Origin of the sequence: Variovorax palleresanus (assembly GCF_051144945.1) — a bacterium.
GTDB lineage: Bacteria > Pseudomonadota > Gammaproteobacteria > Burkholderiales > Burkholderiaceae_C > Variovorax > Variovorax paradoxus_S.
Genome location: NZ_JBJNVP010000001.1, coordinates 640,752 through 656,584, shown reverse-complemented (window position 1 = coordinate 656,584; position 15,833 = coordinate 640,752). Strand labels below are relative to the sequence as shown.

Below are 15,833 nucleotides of genomic sequence, written 5' to 3'. Positions count from 1 at the left end.
CATCAATACAATGAAATGTCTAGAGCAAAATAAGTTATATGCATACTGAAAAGCTGGACATGAACCTGCTTCGTCTGTTCGAAGCGGTGTACCGCCTGGGCAGCGTCAGCCGCGCCGCCGATGCGCTGGGGTTGTCGCAGCCGGCCGCCAGCCAAGGCCTGACGCGATTGCGGCTTGCCTTGGGCGATGCGCTGTTCGTGCGCGCCAACGGGCGCATGCGCCCGACGCTGCGCGCGGAGCGGCTGGCAAGCGTCGTTCAGCCGGCCGTGGCCGCCATCGAGGATGTGCTGCGGGACGAAGACACCTTCGACCCCTCGCGCTCGCGAATGACCGTTCGGCTGCATATGAACGACATCGGCGAGGCTCGGCTGCTGCCGGAACTGATGGAAGCCTTGCACCGCCAGGCACCTGGCATACGGGTGCATACGACTCCGCTGCCGCACGGGGAGATCACCGATGCCCTGGAGACGGGCGCCATTCACTTCGCACTCGGGTTTCTGCCCTCGGTCAGCGGAACGGAGCGCGTCGAGCTGCTGCGCGACCGCTACGCGGTGGTGGTGCGTGCAGGGCATCCGATGGCCAAGGCCTCGAAGGCCTCGGATGTCCGCATGACGATCCAGGACCTGCGGCGCCTGGAGTACGTGGCCGTGCGCTCGCACTCGGAGACCTTTCGCATCCTGCAGCAGCTCGGCCTCGATGAAAGGCTGGTGCTCAACTCGGCGCACTTCCTTGCGCTGCCGGCGATCATTGCGCGTACCGATTTTGCCGTCGTGATGCCGCAGGCGATTGCGCGCAGGTTCATCGAGCCGAAGCGCTATGTGGTGCTCCCGGCGGAGCTTCCCCGCAGCGCCTTCACCGTGTCGCTGCACTGGAGCCGCCGCTTCGAATCGGACCCCGCGCACCACTGGATCCGCAATCTCTTCATTGGCCTTTTCAAGGACTAGGGACGCTGATGGTGGAATGATGCCGCCTTGTCGAGGTGTGCTGCAACTGCTGCAGGAAGCTTTCGGCCAGATGCACGAGACCTGCACGATCGGCGTGTCCATACACCACGAAGTCGGGGCGCGTCAGAACGGCCTCGGCGTCGAGCGACTCCAGAAATGGGGCGTACACGCCGTCGGCATCTATCACGCGATCGCCCTGGCACACACCTGAAGCAGGTGCCAGCTCGACGAACCGGACACCGACCGCCCGCAGCGCGGCCTTGAGCGTCGCAGGCAACTCGTCTGTCACTTCGGGGTTTGCGAGAAGGGCGAAAGAGAACCCGACATGCTCATCGAAGCGCATCGTGCGACCGTCCACCGTGATGCGGCCCTGTGGTGCCAAGGTCCCTGCCTGCCGCATGGGTCTTCCATCGGCCCCTTTGGCCAGAATGCCATTGGTGAGCACCGGAAACTTGGGTTTCGGCGCGAGATTGAACTTGAACAGCAGGTCCCGCACCGCGGCCTTCACGGGGTTCGAGGTGTTGGCAACCAGTCCCAGCGCACGCGAGTCCAGCATGATCTGCTGGGCGTGCGGCGTGCGTTCCGATTCGTATGTATCGAGCAGGCTCGCGTCGGACAGCCCGCGAAGCACGAGGTCGAATTTCCACGCAAGATTGGCGGCATCGCGCATGCCGGAGCAGGCACCTTGTCCGAGGTATGGCGGATTCGTGTGTGCGGCATCTCCGGCTAGAAAGACCCGCCCGACCTTCCAGGACTTGGCCAGACGGCACTCGAAGGTGTAGACGAGATTGCGGATGAGATCCAGGTCTTCCGGCTCCAGCCCGTGGTACTGCTTGAGCATGCGAAATGCAGCATCGACGGTCTGCATCTCCTCTGTGGTCTCGTCGGGCAGCAAAGCGAACTCGAATCGTTGCCGCTTCGTGCCAATCGGCATGAACATGTGACCACGGCGGGGATCGCACACCTGGATGGCGTTTTCGTCGAACTTCGATGGCAGCTTGCGACGAGGTTCGGTGTCCACGCACAGCCAACGCTCATTGAAGCCGAAGTCGATCCGGTCGACGCCGAGGGCCTCGCGCACGAAGCTGTTCGATCCGTCCGACCCAACGAGGTAGCGAGCGCGCAAGCTCAACTCGGATCGTGGCGAAGCAGAGGGATCCTTCGCCTTCCCCCACGGCACGCATCTCAGGGTGACGCCCTCGGAGTCCTGTTCGAGGCCATTGGCGAGATATCCCCGATAGAGGTGCACATTGGGAAGGGACGTGATTCGCTCGTGAATCGCCTCCTCGATGTGAGGCAGATGGACCGAGATATGGTCATCCCACAGCATCCGGCGCGTATTGCCAAACCCGCCCACGTCCAGCAGGAGCTGCCCCTTGCCATTGAACCAGTGGTAGTGGGGCGTGGTCCACGCGTCCCGCAGGGCGTGGTCAGCATCCGCGCAGACGGAAATCAGCCGAGCCGTCTCGCCGTCGATATGTGTCAGGCGCGGCTTGCCATACAAGTTCGGCCAGCGTTCGACGACCGCCACCTGATGGCCTTGCTGTCCCAGCAGCGAAGCAAGGACAAGACCGCTGGGTCCATACCCGACCACGATCACGTCAAATTCAAAGCTTGTGGATTCTTCCAATTCATGTCTCCTTCATTGTTCTCGATCAAAGCCGCCGCTGGATCCAGCCGCTCGGCAAACCAATCCGCCGCTTGCGCGTTGCGCTCCTGGGCGTAGTTGTAGATGGTGTGCTCGCCATCCGCCCACGTGAGTACGGCTTTCTCGTGGGCTGGCACCAAGGTGAAGTACGACGTCTGCTCGCCCAATGGAACCAACGCGTCGCGCCCGCCTTGAACGACCAGCAGATGGGCATCGATGCGGTGACGGCGTGGGTTCATGGCCAGCGATTGCAATCGATGACCTAGAGAAATCCCGTCATCGACACCGAATACCGCTTCCATTTGCTCGCGGGCGGTTCGGAACGGAGGGACCGAGGGAATCATCGGCGCGCCGTTGACGCAAAGCGCTCGCACCCTTCGGTCCCTCGCGGCCAGTTGTGCAGCGAACAAGCCGCCAAAGCTGTTGCCCCACACCCCGCACCGGCGCACGCCCAGAGACTCGGCGTGATCCAGGAAAGCGCTGAAGAGCGGCAGTGTTCGGTCGTCGAGATGCATTCCGCCTCGAAGACGAGTCAGGCCCTGCCCAGGCCCTTCGGCAAGAATCGCGAGCAGGCCGCGAGCCGCGAGCGCCCGTCCGATGTCAAGGTACACGCTCCCCCAGCCGCTCAACCCCCCCACAACGATCACCGCAGCCGTTGCAGCCACACTTTCGGGACGGACGATCCAACCATGAAGAGCTCCGTATGTCGTCGATAGTTGCACCTCCGCAAGATCTCCGCTCAAGTGTGCATGTCGGGAGAGCGCGGCATGGGCCTGTTCGTAGAGCGCTCTTTTGCGAGGCACGTCTTGATTGAACGCGAGCTGCGCGCATTGAAGCAGCGCCGATGCGGCTCGCCATGCCTGAGCCGCGGTAGGGGACCGGCCAGCCTTCTCTGCGGCCTCTGCAAAGCCATGATGCCGTGCCGCCAGCCGTTCGCAGATTTCGTCCCAGCCGGCTGAATCGTCCGTCGCGATCAGGCCATGGATGTGGAGCGCGTCACCCAGCGGCACGCCATAGTCCACCATCCTCGTGACGGGAACGGCTCGTTGCATCGCGGCAAGATGTTTCCGGCGTTCCTCTGCATGGCTCTGGACAGGGCTCGGCAATGTTGTCTCCTGTTGGTCTGCGCCAGAGAATAGGCGCCCACCGAAGCACTCTCAACCGGAAAAGATGAACATCCGTTATCTGCAAAAACGATGAAGCAACTCGATCTGAACCTGCTGCGCCTCCTGGTCGCCCTCGACAGCACACGTCATTTGGGTCGTGCGGCTGAAAGCCTTCAGATGAGCCAGTCTGGGTTCAGTACCGCGCTCAGCCGACTTCGCAAGCAACTCGGCGATGAGTTATTCGTCCGCGCTGGATCCGGAATGCGTCCGACACCAAGGGCCGTGACGTTGGCGGAAACAGCGCGCGTCATGCTCGATCAGGTCGACAAGGACGTCCTTGGCAGCGGCGCATTCGATCTCGAAAACAGCGAGACCAGTTTTCGCGTGTCGATGCCCGATTCAGCCGAATCTCTCTTCATGCCTGTCCTGATGGCGCATCTGGCCGAGCATGCGCCACGCACCTCCGTGCACATCGTTTCGCCGATCGTCTTGCCGCTCCACGAGCGGCTCGCCAGCGGCGACATTGATTTGGCGATCGGCTACTTTCCCGCATTGGAAAAAGATGCCTACTTTCGCCAATCTCTTTTCAGCCACACGTATGCGTGCATCGTTCGCCGGGGACATCCGGTGGTCGCCCGAGGCATGAGCCGCGCGGCGTATCAAGATCTCGGACATGCCGTGCTCGACTTGCCGGCCCGGTCGACCATATTGCTGGAGGCTGCACTGGAGCGTCATCGAGTTCGGCGGCGAGTGGTTCTCAGTACGCCCAACCTCCTCAGTCTTCCTCACATCATCGCAAGAACAGACCTCATTGCGACCGTTCCTCTGCCCGCAGCCTTTGATTTCGCGCGCTCCGGGGAGCTTGAGGTCTTGCCGCTTCCCTTCACGCCGCCTTCCGTCACGATTCACCAGTACTGGCATCGGCGCACACAGAAGGAACCGAGCTGCCAATGGCTGCGAGCTCAGATCATGGCCTTGTTCAATCGGCGGTCCGACCCCTTTTTAGAACAAAGGACGGCCCTCTATGGGGTGCGCACGGCAGCACCTGAGGAATCCTGAGGGCTGTGCCGCATCGGTATGGACAGCGACCTCGCGCTTCGAGCCGGTTCTCACAGTGCCTGAACGAGTCCCATAGGACACAAAGTGTCCTATAATGACGTTCCTTCATCAGACCGGCTGGATCGCCGTTATCAAGGAGCGTCTTACATGCTTACTGCAGCAACCCACCAACAGCAGCTCGGCGAGCGGGAGGTCGTTCCCGCCTGGGCGGGGGTCGTTCGACATCTGCACATCACGCCTCGAGCCTTCCTTCCCATGGAGTCGTTCGACGAGTTGACGCTCGTGGCCGGCAAGGGCATCGAGGGAGACCGATACATGATCGGCCGGGAGTCCGGCTTCTACTCCCACAAGCCGGAGGAGGGGCGGCAGATCACGCTGTTCGAGATCGAGACGCTGGAAGCCCTGGCGCGCGATGCAAAAATCCAGATGCTGCCTGAAGAGCACCGAAGAAACGTGACCGTGCAAGGTGTGCCGCTCAATCATCTCGTCGGCCGCCAGTTCTGGGTCGGGGAAACTCTCCTTGAGGCAACCCGGCTGTCCACGCCGTGCCGCCATATCGAAGAGATCCTCGGGAAGGCGGTGTTCGATCCATTGATCAATAGATCAGGCCTCAACTGCCGGATTCTGAAGGGTGGCGTCATCCGCGTGGGCGACGCTGTCCACGGGGCGTGATATGCCGAAGGCGATCAAACACCTTCAAGCTGTCGTTCGAGAAATCGATGAGCCTCTGCCGGGGGTCAAGCGGCTGGTATTGGCTGACCAGGACGGTTGGCGCTTGCCTGCCTTCAGGCCCGGAGCACACATCGATCTCCATTTGGCCAATGGGCTCGTACGCACCTATTCGCTGTGCAATGAGCCCGCCGACTGCCGGAGATACGTCATTGCGATCAAGCGCGAAGAAGCAGGGCGCGGCGGGTCGCGCCACATACACGACGAGCTTCGTGCCGGCGAAGTCATTGGTGTTTCGGTACCCAGAAGCGGGTTGGAGCTCTCGCCCACCGGTATGAACATCTTTGTCGCAGGCGGAATCGGCGTGACGCCGTTCGTGTCTGCCATCCTGGCAATGGAGCGTGAAGGCAAGTCGAACTACCAGTTGCACTGGGCCAGCATGGGAGAGCCGAGCCTGATCGACATGCTGGCGCCGGCGGTGAAGGGTGGCCGGGTCCATCTCTACAACACGCTCGAGGTCAGCCCGCCCGACATCCGATCCATCGTGGAGGGCTCCGGCCCGGATGCGAAGGCATTTTGCTGTGGCCCCGCCGGAATGCTCGATGCATTCGAGTCCGCTGTCGCCGAGTGGCCTGAAAGCCGCAAGCACGTCGAGCGGTTCACCGCGCCCAAGCTTGTTCCAACCCTGAACGCGCAGCCGTACAGCGTGGTGCTGGCCAAGAGCGGACGCGAGATGGAAGTGCGGCCCGAGGTGGGCCTTCTGGCCACCCTGGAAGCGATGGACGCCGATATCTCTGTGTCGTGCGCCGGTGGCATCTGCGGCGCATGCCGTACGCGCTGGATCGAGGGACCGCCGATCCATCACGACCGCGTCCTGAGTCCTCAGGAGCGCGCGCATGAAGTGATCGTGTGCGTTGCGGAGTGTGCGGGCCCGCGCCTGGTTCTCGACATCTAGGCTGCGGGCGACACACTCGTGCCAGAATCGGGCCCCGCAGCAATTTCCAGTGGGTTGCGAGCAGCCGATCGGCCTGCCGCAGACCCGTTCAAAGCCTTGGCACTACACCTCAAGTACCTGCGCGTCCAAAGCGGATTGACGCTGGAGAATCTGGCTCGAGATTCAGGGCTCACGCGCAGCTATCTGTCGAAGATCGAGCGTGGCATATCCACGCCGTCGATCGAGTCGGCCCTCAATATCGCCAAGGCCCTGGGTGTGACGGTGGACCGGCTCTTCGGGCAACAGCCGGAGGAAGACGTCGTTTCGATCGTCCGGGGCAATGGATCCATTGCGGGAGATCCCACGACGCATCTCTCGCTGGTCGCGGGCCTTCGCGACGACCGCGTGATGCGGGCATTCATCGTGCGCCCGGGAAAAACCCAGAAGCGCGGCCGGATCATGAGCCACCATGAGGGCGAAGAAGTCCTCTTCGTTCTCACCGGCCACATCGAGATGCAGATCGGAGCCCGCAAGGAGCGCCTGGAGCCCGGCGACTGCGTACAGTTCGACTCCACCATTCCGCACAAGCTCACCGCGCTCACCGATGAGCCGGCTTCGGCCCTGGTCGTGATTGCCGCCACCGCATAAGGTCCCGAGGCACGGCTCGTGCTGCCGCCTGAACGCCGGCCTCAACGGGGCGGCGTGAGCACCCCGTCCGAAGAGAATCGCCTCAGCGTGGGCGCCGGCTTCAGCGGCGCTCCGGTGAGCTGCTGCACGGATTCAAGCGAGGCTCCCTCGAAAAGCGCCTGCACCACGAATCCATCGGCGGTGACGTCGATGATCGCGAGGTTCGTGAACACCTTGGCCACAACACCCACTGCCGTGAGCGGCAAGGTGCAACGCTCGACCAGGCGCGGCTGGGCGTCGCGCGTGGTGTGCTCCATCATCACCCAGATCTGCTTTGCTCCCACCGCAAGATCGATGGCTCCGCCGATGGCCGGCGGCGCACCGTTCAGATCGCCCGTGGTCCAGTTGGCCAGGTCGCCGTGCTGGGAGACCTGGAACGCACCCAGGATGGCGATGTCGAGGTGCCCTCCGCGCATCATAGAAAACGACAGGCTCGAGTCGAAGAAAGATCCGCCGCGGGCGAGCGTGACAGGCATCTTCCCGGCATTGATGAGGTCCAGGTCTTCCTCTCCCTCGGCCGGTTTGGGACCGACATTGAGAATGCCGTTCTCGCTGTGGAGCATGACCGAGGTATCGGAGGGAAGATGGTCCGCCACGCCCGTCGGTGCTCCGATGCCGAGGTTGACGAACCCTTGCTTGGGAAGCTGGTGGGCGACCAGGCGCGCGAGTTCCAGTCTGGATAGCGAGTTCATGCGGGCCTCGAGAGAAAGACGCGGTCGACAAAGATGCAGGGGGTGACGATGCCTTCGGGGTCGAGCTCGCCGGGCTCCAGGAGTTCGTCGACTTCCACCGCAACCACCTCTGCGGCAGTGGCCATCACCACAGAATGATTTCGTGCCGTCTTGTTGTAGTTCAGGTTGCCCAGCACATCGGCCTGCCGGCCCTTCAGCAGCGAGAACTGCGCGCGCAAGGGCGTCTCCAGAAGGAACTCGCGGCCGTCGACCACGACCTTCTGCTTGCCGTTCTCGAACACGGTGCCTACACCCGTGGGAGTCAGGAACCCGCCAAGGCCCGCACCGCCGGCCCGGATGCGCTCCACCAGCGTGCCCTGCGGAACCAGCTCGAGTTCGACTTCGCCGGCCCGGTATTGGTCGGCGAACACGTCCGCGCTTCGCGGGTAGGAGCAGACGATCTTCCGGACGATGCGCGCACCGAACCAAAGCGAGAGGTCCTGGCCGCCGGAGCCTGCGTTGTTGGAGATGACGGTCAGTTCGCGCACCCCCAGGTCCAGCACCGCCTCGATCATTCCGCGCGGAACGCCTGCGCCGCCGAAGCCTCCGACCATCACCGTATCTCCGTCGCGCAAACCGCTGACTGCGGCGTTCGCATCCTTGACGACCACATTTCTCATCGATCAGATTCCTTCTGCGCGGGCGAAGGCCCATAGTCTTTGGCCAGACCCTTGGCGATGCGGTCGAGCAGCATCTGGCTGGTGCCGTCGCCGAATGCCGCCAGCCGTGTTTCGCTCGACAGCATGGCAAGGCGGTGATCGGCGCTCGCGCCGGTGGCGCCCATTGCACGCTGGCACTGGTCGAGTGCCCAGACGGCCACGTCGACGGCGAACTTTTTTGCCTGGGCGGCCAGCGTCAGGGCCGGCTTTCCTGTTTGCACGGCAATCGCTGCGCGCAGCACGAGTGCATTGGCTGCCTCCAGGCGCAGTGAGACCTCCGCGAGCTCCCACCCGAGTCCCTGGTGCCTGAGCAGCGGCTTGCCGAAGGCTTGCCTAGATTCCGCGTAGCCCACCGTCTCTGCCAAGGCTGCCCTGGCAGAGGCGACGCACATCGCCGCGACATGAACGCGCGCGGCATTGACGGACGCCATGGAAGACTTGAACGCCTGCCCCGGTGGGTCGAAGAGACACCAGTCGGGAACGAAATGATCCTGGAAGACCAGGGATGCCAGCCGGAAGGACAGGGCGCCCGGCATGACAAGCTCTTCCCTGCGAAGCGTCGGTCCATCGGTCAGCGGCACCAGAAAAGACGCGATGTCGCCGGCTTCCGCGCCGAGCGGGTCAACTCTTGCAAGCAGGGTTGCGCACTGGATGATCGAACCGTTGGTGATCCACGACTTCGTGCCGCTGATCAGCCATCCGCCGTCCACGCGCCGCGCCTTCGTCTTCAGTGCGGCCAGGTCGCTGCCGCCATCGGGCTCGGACATGGCGGGGGCGCACAGCGTTCGCCCGCCCAGCATGGCGTGGAGGAGCTCGGCACGTTGCTTCTCGGAACCGAAGCGCGCCACGCGGGTCACGGAGCCTTGCAGATTGTTGATGGCAAAGGCGGCGGCAAAGCCATGTTCCGCCATCGTCTGCGCCACGCGGATCTTGCAGATGAACGAAGCATCGTGGCCGCCGAATTCCCTTGGCGCTTGAAGCCCCAGGAAGCCTTCCTTTGCCCACCTGTCGATCCATGACGCATCGTAGGCGCGACCCTGCGTGTGCGACTCCAGGAGGTGGGCGCTGAATTCGCCGCGGCAGAAGTCGCTGGCAGCCTGGACCAGTGATCTTTCCGCCGCGGACAGTCTCTCGTCGTAGAGGTCGTAGAAGTTCATCGGTTTCGAATACTCGGCAGTCGTTCAGCGGGCCAAGGGAGTCGTCAGCGTTTTCGCCCAATCGTTCCAGAACACGATCTCCTTGGCCACCTGTTTGGTGTACAGATCGGGTGTCGACTCCTTCACCGGAACGGCACCGAGCGTCTCCAGCTGCCCAAGAAACTCGGGATTCCTCACAACCTTGTCGAGCGCCGCCGCCAGCTTTTGGATGACTGGGCCCGGAGTGCCCGCAGGAGCCGCAATGCCGAACCAAGGGGAAAGATCGATTGGCTTGCTGCCAGCTTCCTGGAGTGTCGGGAGGTCTGGGAACGCGGGCGAACGCTCCGGCGCGGCAACTGCCAGGGCCTTGATCTTTCCGGCGCGGATGTGCTGGGCGACTGTCGCCTCGGTGAAGAAGCCGACCTGTACCACGCCGGCCATGAGGTCGGTGATGGGTTGCGCGCCGCCCTTGTAATTCACGAACGTAAGTTGCGTGCCATTTCGCGCGTCGAACAGCGTTCCGCCGATGTGCGACGTGGCGCCGAAGGTGCCGCCGAAATTCAGCTTGCCGGGGTTCGCCTTGGCGAAGGCGATGAGCTCCTTGATGCTGTTGACCGGCATGTCGGGATTCACGACGACGAGATTGCGCTGCTTGGCAACGTTCCTGACATAGGCGAAGTCCTTGAGCTGGTCATAGGAAAGCGTCGGGTTCAAGGCTTGGCCGCGCGTCTGCGAGGACTCCACCGCAACGAGCAGGGTGTAGCCGTCCGGCTTCGACTTGGCCACGGCGTCAGCGCCGATGACGCCGCCGGCGCCAGCGCGGTTGTCAATGACGATCGTGCCATTGAGCTCCTTCCCCAGTGCCTGCGCAATCACGCGGGCAATGATGTCCGTGGGCCCACCCGGCGGGAAGCCGGCGACGAGCTTGATCGGCTTCGACGGATACGACTCATCGGCCAGCGCCGTTGAGACAGCCAGGCAGGCCAGGCCGGTGGCGACAAGCCATTTCTTGATGGAGTGGGGCTTCATGGGGCTTCCTTCCGCAGAAGTGAGGAGGTGATGAAAGTATTGGTGATAGGACACATTGTGTCAATTAGGACTCGCATTGGGGTTTACGAGCAAGACTCGGGCCCGCCGTGAAGCGCGGTCAGATCAACGGCATCAAGCCCGATGGCGCGCGCGAAGGTGCAAGTTGCCCAATGAACGTGCGTGCGCGGTCGCATATTGGTGCAACCCATTGAGATGCACGACAACTGAGAGGGTGCAGTAGATGTTCTCTAGACGATCGGTCTAGAATTGACGCATGACCGAAAAATCCAAAGCGGGCGTGGCGCGCAGCCAAAGGCCGTCGCCGGCGTATGCGGCAACGCGCGATGTACTGATCCGATGCGGGATGGAGCTGCTCACAGAGCAGGGCTTCAGTTCGACGGGCCTGGATGCCGTGCTGAAGCGGGCGACCGTGCCCAAGGGCTCGTTCTATCACTACTTCGCGAACAAGGACGCGTTCGGAGCGGCCGTGATGGACGCCTACGACGACTACTTCAAGCGCAAGCTAGACCGGTGGCTGTTGAACCAGGAACGCGCACCGCTCGATCGGCTTGCCGACTTCATTGCCGATGCATCCAGGGGCATGCGCAAGCACCACTTCACGCGGGGATGCCTGGTTGGCAACCTGAGCCAGGAACTGGGTGCCCTGCCTGCGGATTTCCGCGAACGTCTCGATGCCATTCTTGTCGGCTGGCAGGAGCGGGTGGCTCGCTGCCTGCGAGAGGCTCAGGCCGCAGGAACCATCTCGGCAACGCTGGACGTCGAGCAACTCGCCGAGTTCTTCTGGATCGCCTGGGAGGGGGCCGTGCTCCGAGCCAGGCTGGTGCAGTCGGACCGTCCCCTGGTGACCTTCATCGAGGCATATCTGTCCAGCCTGGGCGCGCGCGCCCCGGCCTCGCCCCGCCACGCGGCGGACCACTGATTTTTTTATTGGAGCGAAACATGTTCAAAGGCATCGTCGTGGAAAAAGACGCGCAGGGTTACCGCGCCTCGCTGGCCGAGATCGATGAAGACCGCCTGCCCGCAGGCGACGTCACGGTCCGCGTCGAATACAGCACGCTGAACTACAAGGACGGCCTGGCCATCACCGGAAAGGGGCCCGTCGTCCGGAGCTTTCCCATGGTGCCAGGCATCGACTTTGCGGGCGTGGTGGAGCAGAGCGACCATCCCGAATTCAAGCCGGGTGACACGGTGGTGCTCAACGGCTGGGGCGTTGGAGAGACGCACTGGGGCGGGCTTGCACAGCGGGCGCGCGTGAAGGGCGACTGGTTGATTCCGCTTCCGAAGCGTTTCAGCACCAGGGATGCCATGGCCATCGGGACCGCGGGGTACACCGCCATGCTGTGCGTGATGGCCCTGGAGCGGCACGGGCTCAAGGCAGGCGATGGGCCGGTGCTCGTGACGGGTGCGAACGGCGGCGTGGGAAGCGTTGCGATCGCGCTGCTGGCCAAGCTCGGGTACACGGTCACTGCGTCCACGGGGCGGCCGGGCGAATCTGACTATCTTCGGCGGCTCGGGGCCAGCGACGTGATCGATCGCAAGGAGTTGAGCGAACCGGGCAAGCCGCTGCAGAAGGAGCGCTGGGCCGCCGCCGTGGATTCGGTTGGCAGCCACACGCTGGCCAACGTATGCGCGCAGCTTCGATACAACGGCGTGGTCACTGCGTGCGGCCTGGCCCAGGGGCTCGACCTGCCTGCGTCGGTTGCGCCATTCATCCTGCGCGGTGTGAGCCTCATCGGCATTGATAGCGTGATGCGGCCAAAGGCAGACCGTGTCGCCGCGTGGGAGCGGCTGGCGCGCGATCTGCACGGCCCGATCCTGGAAGACATTGCGACCGAGATCGCGCTGCCGCAAGCGATCGATGCAGCCGCAAGGCTCATGCGGGGCGAGATCCGGGGCCGCGTGGTCGTCGACGTGAACGCGTCTTGAAAGAAGGACGTTCATGACGTACAGAGTTGCCGAGGCCATCGTCGACAGCATGGTCGCGCACGGCGCGGACCGGGCGTTCAGCGTTCCCGGTGAAAGCTTCCTGGCGCTGCTTGACGCGCTTCACGCGCGGCGCGATTTCGATCTGGTGACATGCCGCCACGAAGGATCCGCGGCCCTGGCCGCGATCGCGGACGCCAAGCTGACGGGCCGCGCCGGCATCGTCATGGCGAGCAGGGGGCCCGGGGCCTTCAATGCCGCGATCGGCGTTCACGTGGCGGCCGAAGAAGCGGTCCCGCTGATCCTCTTGATTGGCCAGGTCGAAACGCCGAACCTGGGCCGCGGCGCCGTGCAGGAAATCGATACTGGCAAAGCTTTTTCCGGCTTGTTGAAATGGTCCGGGCGCATCGACAAGGCGGCAAGCGCCGCCGAAGTGATGGCCCGCGCCTTTGCCACAGCTGCCTCGGGAACGCCAGGACCGGTCGCGGTCGAGTTGCCCGAAGACGTCCTGACCGAACTGGTCGAGCGACAGCCCGCGCGGGTTCACGGCGTGGCACTCGCAGAGGCGACCCTGGAGGACGCGGCGCGTGTGCATGATCTGCTTTCCAAGGCCAGCCGGCCGATCCTGATCGTGGGCGGTGAGTGCCGGACCGATGATTTCCGCAACGATCTCCAGGCGCTCGTCGACCAGTGGAACATTCCCGTTGCCGTCACCAACAAGAACCAGGACCAGTTCTCCAACACAGACCCTCGCTGGGTGGGCCAACTGAGCTTCTTCACCTCGCCCGCGCACACGGCGCTCTTCAGCGAGGCCGACCTGATCGTTGCGATCGGCAGCCGCATGGGCGATGTGTCGTCCCTGGGGTTCGCCTTTCCGCGGCAAGGCACCAATCCGCAGAAGTTCGTTCACGTGTATCCCGATCCGTCCATGATCGGGCGCCATTTCTCGGCGGAACTGCCGATCGTCTCGACGGCGCATGGCTTCGTGCGTGCCGCATTGCGCCATGGCGGCTCCGGGGCGGTGTCGAGCCAGTGGCTCGAGCGGGTGCGCGCGGCGGCCGACCGTGCGCATGGCTGGCAGCCACAGAATGTGGTGGCGAACGACGTCCTGGGCCACACGATCATGGCGATCGCACGGTTGGCCCAGAACGATGCGGTCTTGACGACCGATTCAGGCAACTTTGCAGCCTGGGTTCATCGCATCTTCAAGATGACGCCGGCGAACCGGCTGCTCGGCTCGGCTTGCGGAGCCATGGGAACGGGGGTCCCGGCCGGCATAGCGGCTGCCTTGCGCCATCCGGGGCGAGAAGTTCTCGCCTTCGTCGGCGATGGCGGATTTCTCATGAACGGCAACGAACTGATCACCGCGGTCGACAGAGGGCTGAACCTGCGCGTGGTGGTGTCCAACAACGGGTCGTACGGCACCATCCGCACCCACCAGCAGCGGCACTTTCCCCATCGCGTCAGCGGCACCGACCTGGCGAACCCCGGCTTTGCAAAACTTGCCGAGGCCTTCGGCGCCCGCGGATTCAGGATCGAGCACTCCAGGGATGCCGCAGGCATCGTCGAGCAAGCCATGAGCGCCGAGGGGCCGGCGTTGATCGAAGTCTGCAGTGATCCGGACATGTCGGTGGAACGCTCTCTCAAGTGGGAGTGAGCGCCAGTCCAGTCTCTTGGCCTGCGACTCTGGCGACCATGACGGCCCGTTTATCGGATCGTGCTCCGGACCCTGCGGCGTCCTGCTGGAGCGGCAGCAGTGACGATGGATGCCAGTCGCCGCGCGGCGTCCGCAATCTGATCGGCAGTGAATGCTCCCAGGCCCAGGATCAAGCCTGAACGTTCGCTGCCTTCCGCGTACATGCGAGACACTGGCCGCACAGCCACGCCGGCTCTGGCGGCCTGAACGGAAACGGCCTGATCGTCAATGCCAGGCGCCAGCCAGAGCACCGAGTGCATGCCCTGATCACTGGGCTGCAGCCATGCCAAGTCACTGGGAAGCATGTCCTGAAAAAGCTGCGAAAGCTGGCTGCGGCATTCTCCATAAACGCCTCGGATCCGTCGGATGTGCCGATCCAGATGCCCCTCGGCGATGAAAGCCGCCAGGACATGCTGATCGGCGCTCGGCGGATGGCGGTCCAACAGCATGCGAGCACCGCAAAACGCCTCGACGAGCCTCGGAGGCACGATGGCATATCCGAGCCGCAGCGATGGAAAGAGGATCTTGCTGAATGTCCCCAGATAGATCACATGGTCAGGATCCAGGCCTTGCAACGCCGGAAATGGATGTCCCGCGTATCGCAACTCGCTGTCATAGTCGTCTTCCACGACCCAGGCTGCATTTGTGCGTGCCCAGGTCAGCAGGGCGTTTCGGCGCGCCATGCTCAAAGGCATGCCCAAAGGGTACTGATGCGATGGGGTCACAAACGCGGCGCGCGCATCGGGTCTCAAGCGCAAGCCCTCGTCGACGATCAAACCTTCCGAATCGACCGGCACGCGCACCATGCGACCTTTAGGCCCCAAGGTTTCCAATATTGCCGTGATGCCCCAATAGGCCGGGTTCTCGACCCACGCGTGGTCTTCGTTGCCGAGAAGTACCAGGCAGGCCAGATACAGCCCTTGTTGAGTGCCGGTAGTCACAATGATTTGAGCAGGGTCACAACGCACTGAGCGAGACCGTCGCACATATTCTGCGATCGCCTGGCGCAGAGGCAGGGCGCCCTGAGGGTCTCCATAGCCGCTTGGCCCCCCCTTGCCGCGCGCGCGAATCTGGTTTCCCAGGCGGCGCCAGACCTCGCCGGGAGCGGCAGCACCGGCAGGCACTGACACAGCAAAAGGCACCGGTGGCAACGGCATGAACTGCCGAGCGATCTGGGCGAACGCCGCGGAAGGCAAGGGCAGTGGCAGAGGCTTGGCGCTCGCCTTGCTTTCGCGCGCGTCGGCTGCAACCAATGGCATGTCAGCCAAAGATGCGGCAACGCGCGTGCTGCCGCCTTGTTCGGCCTCGAGAAATCCCTCGGCAATCAGCTGTTCGAAAGCCTCGAGGACGGTACCGCGTGCGACTCCCAGGGACTTGGCGAGAGCGCGCGTCGACGGGAGGATCTCGCCGGCTTGGAGGTCGCCTCTCTTGACCGCCTGACGCAACTTGTGGGCGAGCTGCCGTCCGAGACCGCCGGCCTCCCGATCGAGTGGCCCGATCGCTGGAACTTCCGGCGTCTTGGCTGTCCGTGGCATTGGATTCTGGTCTCCTGAGATAAGTGAATACTGGTCCATCTCACTGAACCTGAATA

Annotated in this window: 15 protein-coding genes; 8 read left to right on the top strand and 7 right to left on the bottom strand. The window is 63.4% G+C overall.

Going from position 1 to position 15,833, the window contains the following annotated elements; all coding sequences use genetic code 11:
• Nucleotides 1–38: 38 nt before the first annotated feature.
• Nucleotides 39–944 (top strand): LysR family transcriptional regulator, encoded by a 906-nt coding sequence (locus tag ACJ7Z0_RS03100; protein WP_434788625.1) that lies wholly within the window; start codon nucleotides 39–41, stop codon nucleotides 942–944.
• On the opposite strand, the gene mhpA is transcribed toward ACJ7Z0_RS03100, so the two are convergent.
• Together mhpA and ACJ7Z0_RS03090 are read right to left on the bottom strand one after the other, a co-directional pair.
• Entirely contained in the window at nucleotides 934–2,574 is a 1,641-nt protein-coding gene (gene mhpA / locus ACJ7Z0_RS03095) for a bifunctional 3-(3-hydroxy-phenyl)propionate/3-hydroxycinnamic acid hydroxylase MhpA (protein WP_434788624.1), read from the bottom strand. The two genes, ACJ7Z0_RS03100 and mhpA, sit on opposite strands and share 11 nt — an antisense overlap.
• Nucleotides 2,541–3,698, bottom strand: coding sequence for an alpha/beta hydrolase family protein (locus ACJ7Z0_RS03090; RefSeq protein ID WP_434788623.1), 1,158 nt, complete (start codon nucleotides 3,696–3,698; stop codon nucleotides 2,541–2,543). Before ACJ7Z0_RS03090 ends, mhpA begins: the two co-directional genes overlap by 34 nt.
• A gap of 90 nt (nucleotides 3,699–3,788) precedes the next feature.
• On the opposite strand from ACJ7Z0_RS03090, the gene ACJ7Z0_RS03085 reads away from it, so the two are divergent.
• The 4 genes from ACJ7Z0_RS03085 (at nucleotide 3,789) to ACJ7Z0_RS03070 (ending at nucleotide 7,008) form a co-directional block, all read left to right on the top strand.
• Nucleotides 3,789–4,757, top strand: a complete 969-nt coding sequence (locus tag ACJ7Z0_RS03085; RefSeq protein WP_434788622.1) for a LysR family transcriptional regulator — start codon at nucleotides 3,789–3,791, stop codon at nucleotides 4,755–4,757.
• Between the two features lie 147 nt (nucleotides 4,758–4,904).
• Nucleotides 4,905–5,429 (top strand): MOSC domain-containing protein, encoded by a 525-nt coding sequence (locus ACJ7Z0_RS03080; protein ID WP_434788621.1) that lies wholly within the window; start codon nucleotides 4,905–4,907, stop codon nucleotides 5,427–5,429.
• 1 nt (nucleotide 5,430) lies between these two features.
• Nucleotides 5,431–6,381 (top strand): PDR/VanB family oxidoreductase, encoded by a 951-nt coding sequence (locus ACJ7Z0_RS03075; RefSeq protein WP_434788620.1) that lies wholly within the window; start codon nucleotides 5,431–5,433, stop codon nucleotides 6,379–6,381.
• A gap of 18 nt (nucleotides 6,382–6,399) precedes the next feature.
• Complete coding sequence (locus tag ACJ7Z0_RS03070) at nucleotides 6,400–7,008, top strand: helix-turn-helix domain-containing protein (protein ID WP_434788619.1); 609 nt, start codon at nucleotides 6,400–6,402, stop codon at nucleotides 7,006–7,008.
• Nucleotides 7,009–7,049: 41 nt separating this feature from the next.
• Here the strand turns inward: ACJ7Z0_RS03070 and ACJ7Z0_RS03065 are convergent, their stop codons facing one another.
• The 4 genes from ACJ7Z0_RS03065 to ACJ7Z0_RS03050 are packed head-to-tail and all read right to left on the bottom strand — an operon-like array spanning nucleotide 7,050 to nucleotide 10,602.
• The gene (locus ACJ7Z0_RS03065; RefSeq protein WP_434788618.1) at nucleotides 7,050–7,739 is read right to left on the bottom strand and encodes a 3-oxoacid CoA-transferase subunit B; all 690 of its coding nucleotides are present in this window, start codon (nucleotides 7,737–7,739) and stop codon (nucleotides 7,050–7,052) included.
• Nucleotides 7,736–8,398, bottom strand: coding sequence for a CoA transferase subunit A (locus tag ACJ7Z0_RS03060; RefSeq protein ID WP_434788617.1), 663 nt, complete (start codon nucleotides 8,396–8,398; stop codon nucleotides 7,736–7,738). Before ACJ7Z0_RS03060 ends, ACJ7Z0_RS03065 begins: the two co-directional genes overlap by 4 nt.
• Complete coding sequence (locus tag ACJ7Z0_RS03055; protein WP_434788616.1) at nucleotides 8,395–9,594, bottom strand: acyl-CoA dehydrogenase family protein; 1,200 nt, start codon at nucleotides 9,592–9,594, stop codon at nucleotides 8,395–8,397. The genes ACJ7Z0_RS03060 and ACJ7Z0_RS03055 overlap by 4 nt, the downstream gene beginning before the upstream one ends.
• A 24-nt stretch (nucleotides 9,595–9,618) precedes the next feature.
• Nucleotides 9,619–10,602, bottom strand: coding sequence for a Bug family tripartite tricarboxylate transporter substrate binding protein (locus ACJ7Z0_RS03050; protein ID WP_434788615.1), 984 nt, complete (start codon nucleotides 10,600–10,602; stop codon nucleotides 9,619–9,621).
• A gap of 274 nt (nucleotides 10,603–10,876) precedes the next feature.
• Between ACJ7Z0_RS03050 and acuR the strand changes: the two genes are divergently transcribed.
• Genes acuR through ACJ7Z0_RS03035 form a run of 3 tightly spaced genes read left to right on the top strand, consistent with a single transcriptional unit; the run spans nucleotide 10,877 to nucleotide 14,203 of the window.
• Nucleotides 10,877–11,542 (top strand): acrylate utilization transcriptional regulator AcuR, encoded by a 666-nt coding sequence (acuR, locus tag ACJ7Z0_RS03045; RefSeq protein ID WP_434788614.1) that lies wholly within the window; start codon nucleotides 10,877–10,879, stop codon nucleotides 11,540–11,542.
• Between the two features lie 20 nt (nucleotides 11,543–11,562).
• Nucleotides 11,563–12,549: an acrylyl-CoA reductase (NADPH) gene (gene acuI, locus ACJ7Z0_RS03040; protein WP_434788613.1), complete on the top strand. Its 987-nt coding sequence runs from the start codon at nucleotides 11,563–11,565 to the stop codon at nucleotides 12,547–12,549.
• Between the two features lie 13 nt (nucleotides 12,550–12,562).
• The gene (locus ACJ7Z0_RS03035) at nucleotides 12,563–14,203 is read left to right on the top strand and encodes a thiamine pyrophosphate-dependent enzyme (RefSeq protein WP_434788612.1); all 1,641 of its coding nucleotides are present in this window, start codon (nucleotides 12,563–12,565) and stop codon (nucleotides 14,201–14,203) included.
• Nucleotides 14,204–14,253: 50 nt separating this feature from the next.
• Here ACJ7Z0_RS03035 and pdxR read toward each other — a convergent pair whose 3' ends face one another.
• Complete coding sequence (gene pdxR, locus ACJ7Z0_RS03030) at nucleotides 14,254–15,777, bottom strand: MocR-like pyridoxine biosynthesis transcription factor PdxR (protein ID WP_434788611.1); 1,524 nt, start codon at nucleotides 15,775–15,777, stop codon at nucleotides 14,254–14,256.
• Nucleotides 15,778–15,833: the final 56 nt, after the last annotated feature.

Coding starts and splice junctions, on each gene's coding strand:
- ACJ7Z0_RS03100 (WP_434788625.1), top strand. CDS start 39: ATGCATACTGAAAAGCTGGACATGAACCTGCTTCGTCTGTTCGAAGCG.
- ACJ7Z0_RS03085 (WP_434788622.1), top strand. CDS start 3,789: ATGAAGCAACTCGATCTGAACCTGCTGCGCCTCCTGGTCGCCCTCGAC.
- ACJ7Z0_RS03080 (WP_434788621.1), top strand. CDS start 4,905: ATGCTTACTGCAGCAACCCACCAACAGCAGCTCGGCGAGCGGGAGGTC.
- ACJ7Z0_RS03075 (WP_434788620.1), top strand. CDS start 5,431: ATGCCGAAGGCGATCAAACACCTTCAAGCTGTCGTTCGAGAAATCGAT.
- ACJ7Z0_RS03065 (WP_434788618.1), bottom strand. CDS start 7,739: ATGAACTCGCTATCCAGACTGGAACTCGCGCGCCTGGTCGCCCACCAG.
- ACJ7Z0_RS03060 (WP_434788617.1), bottom strand. CDS start 8,398: ATGAGAAATGTGGTCGTCAAGGATGCGAACGCCGCAGTCAGCGGTTTG.
- ACJ7Z0_RS03055 (WP_434788616.1), bottom strand. CDS start 9,594: ATGAACTTCTACGACCTCTACGACGAGAGACTGTCCGCGGCGGAAAGA.
- ACJ7Z0_RS03050 (WP_434788615.1), bottom strand. CDS start 10,602: ATGAAGCCCCACTCCATCAAGAAATGGCTTGTCGCCACCGGCCTGGCC.
- acuR (WP_434788614.1), top strand. CDS start 10,877: ATGACCGAAAAATCCAAAGCGGGCGTGGCGCGCAGCCAAAGGCCGTCG.
- acuI (WP_434788613.1), top strand. CDS start 11,563: ATGTTCAAAGGCATCGTCGTGGAAAAAGACGCGCAGGGTTACCGCGCC.
- ACJ7Z0_RS03035 (WP_434788612.1), top strand. CDS start 12,563: ATGACGTACAGAGTTGCCGAGGCCATCGTCGACAGCATGGTCGCGCAC.
- pdxR (WP_434788611.1), bottom strand. CDS start 15,777: ATGCCACGGACAGCCAAGACGCCGGAAGTTCCAGCGATCGGGCCACTC.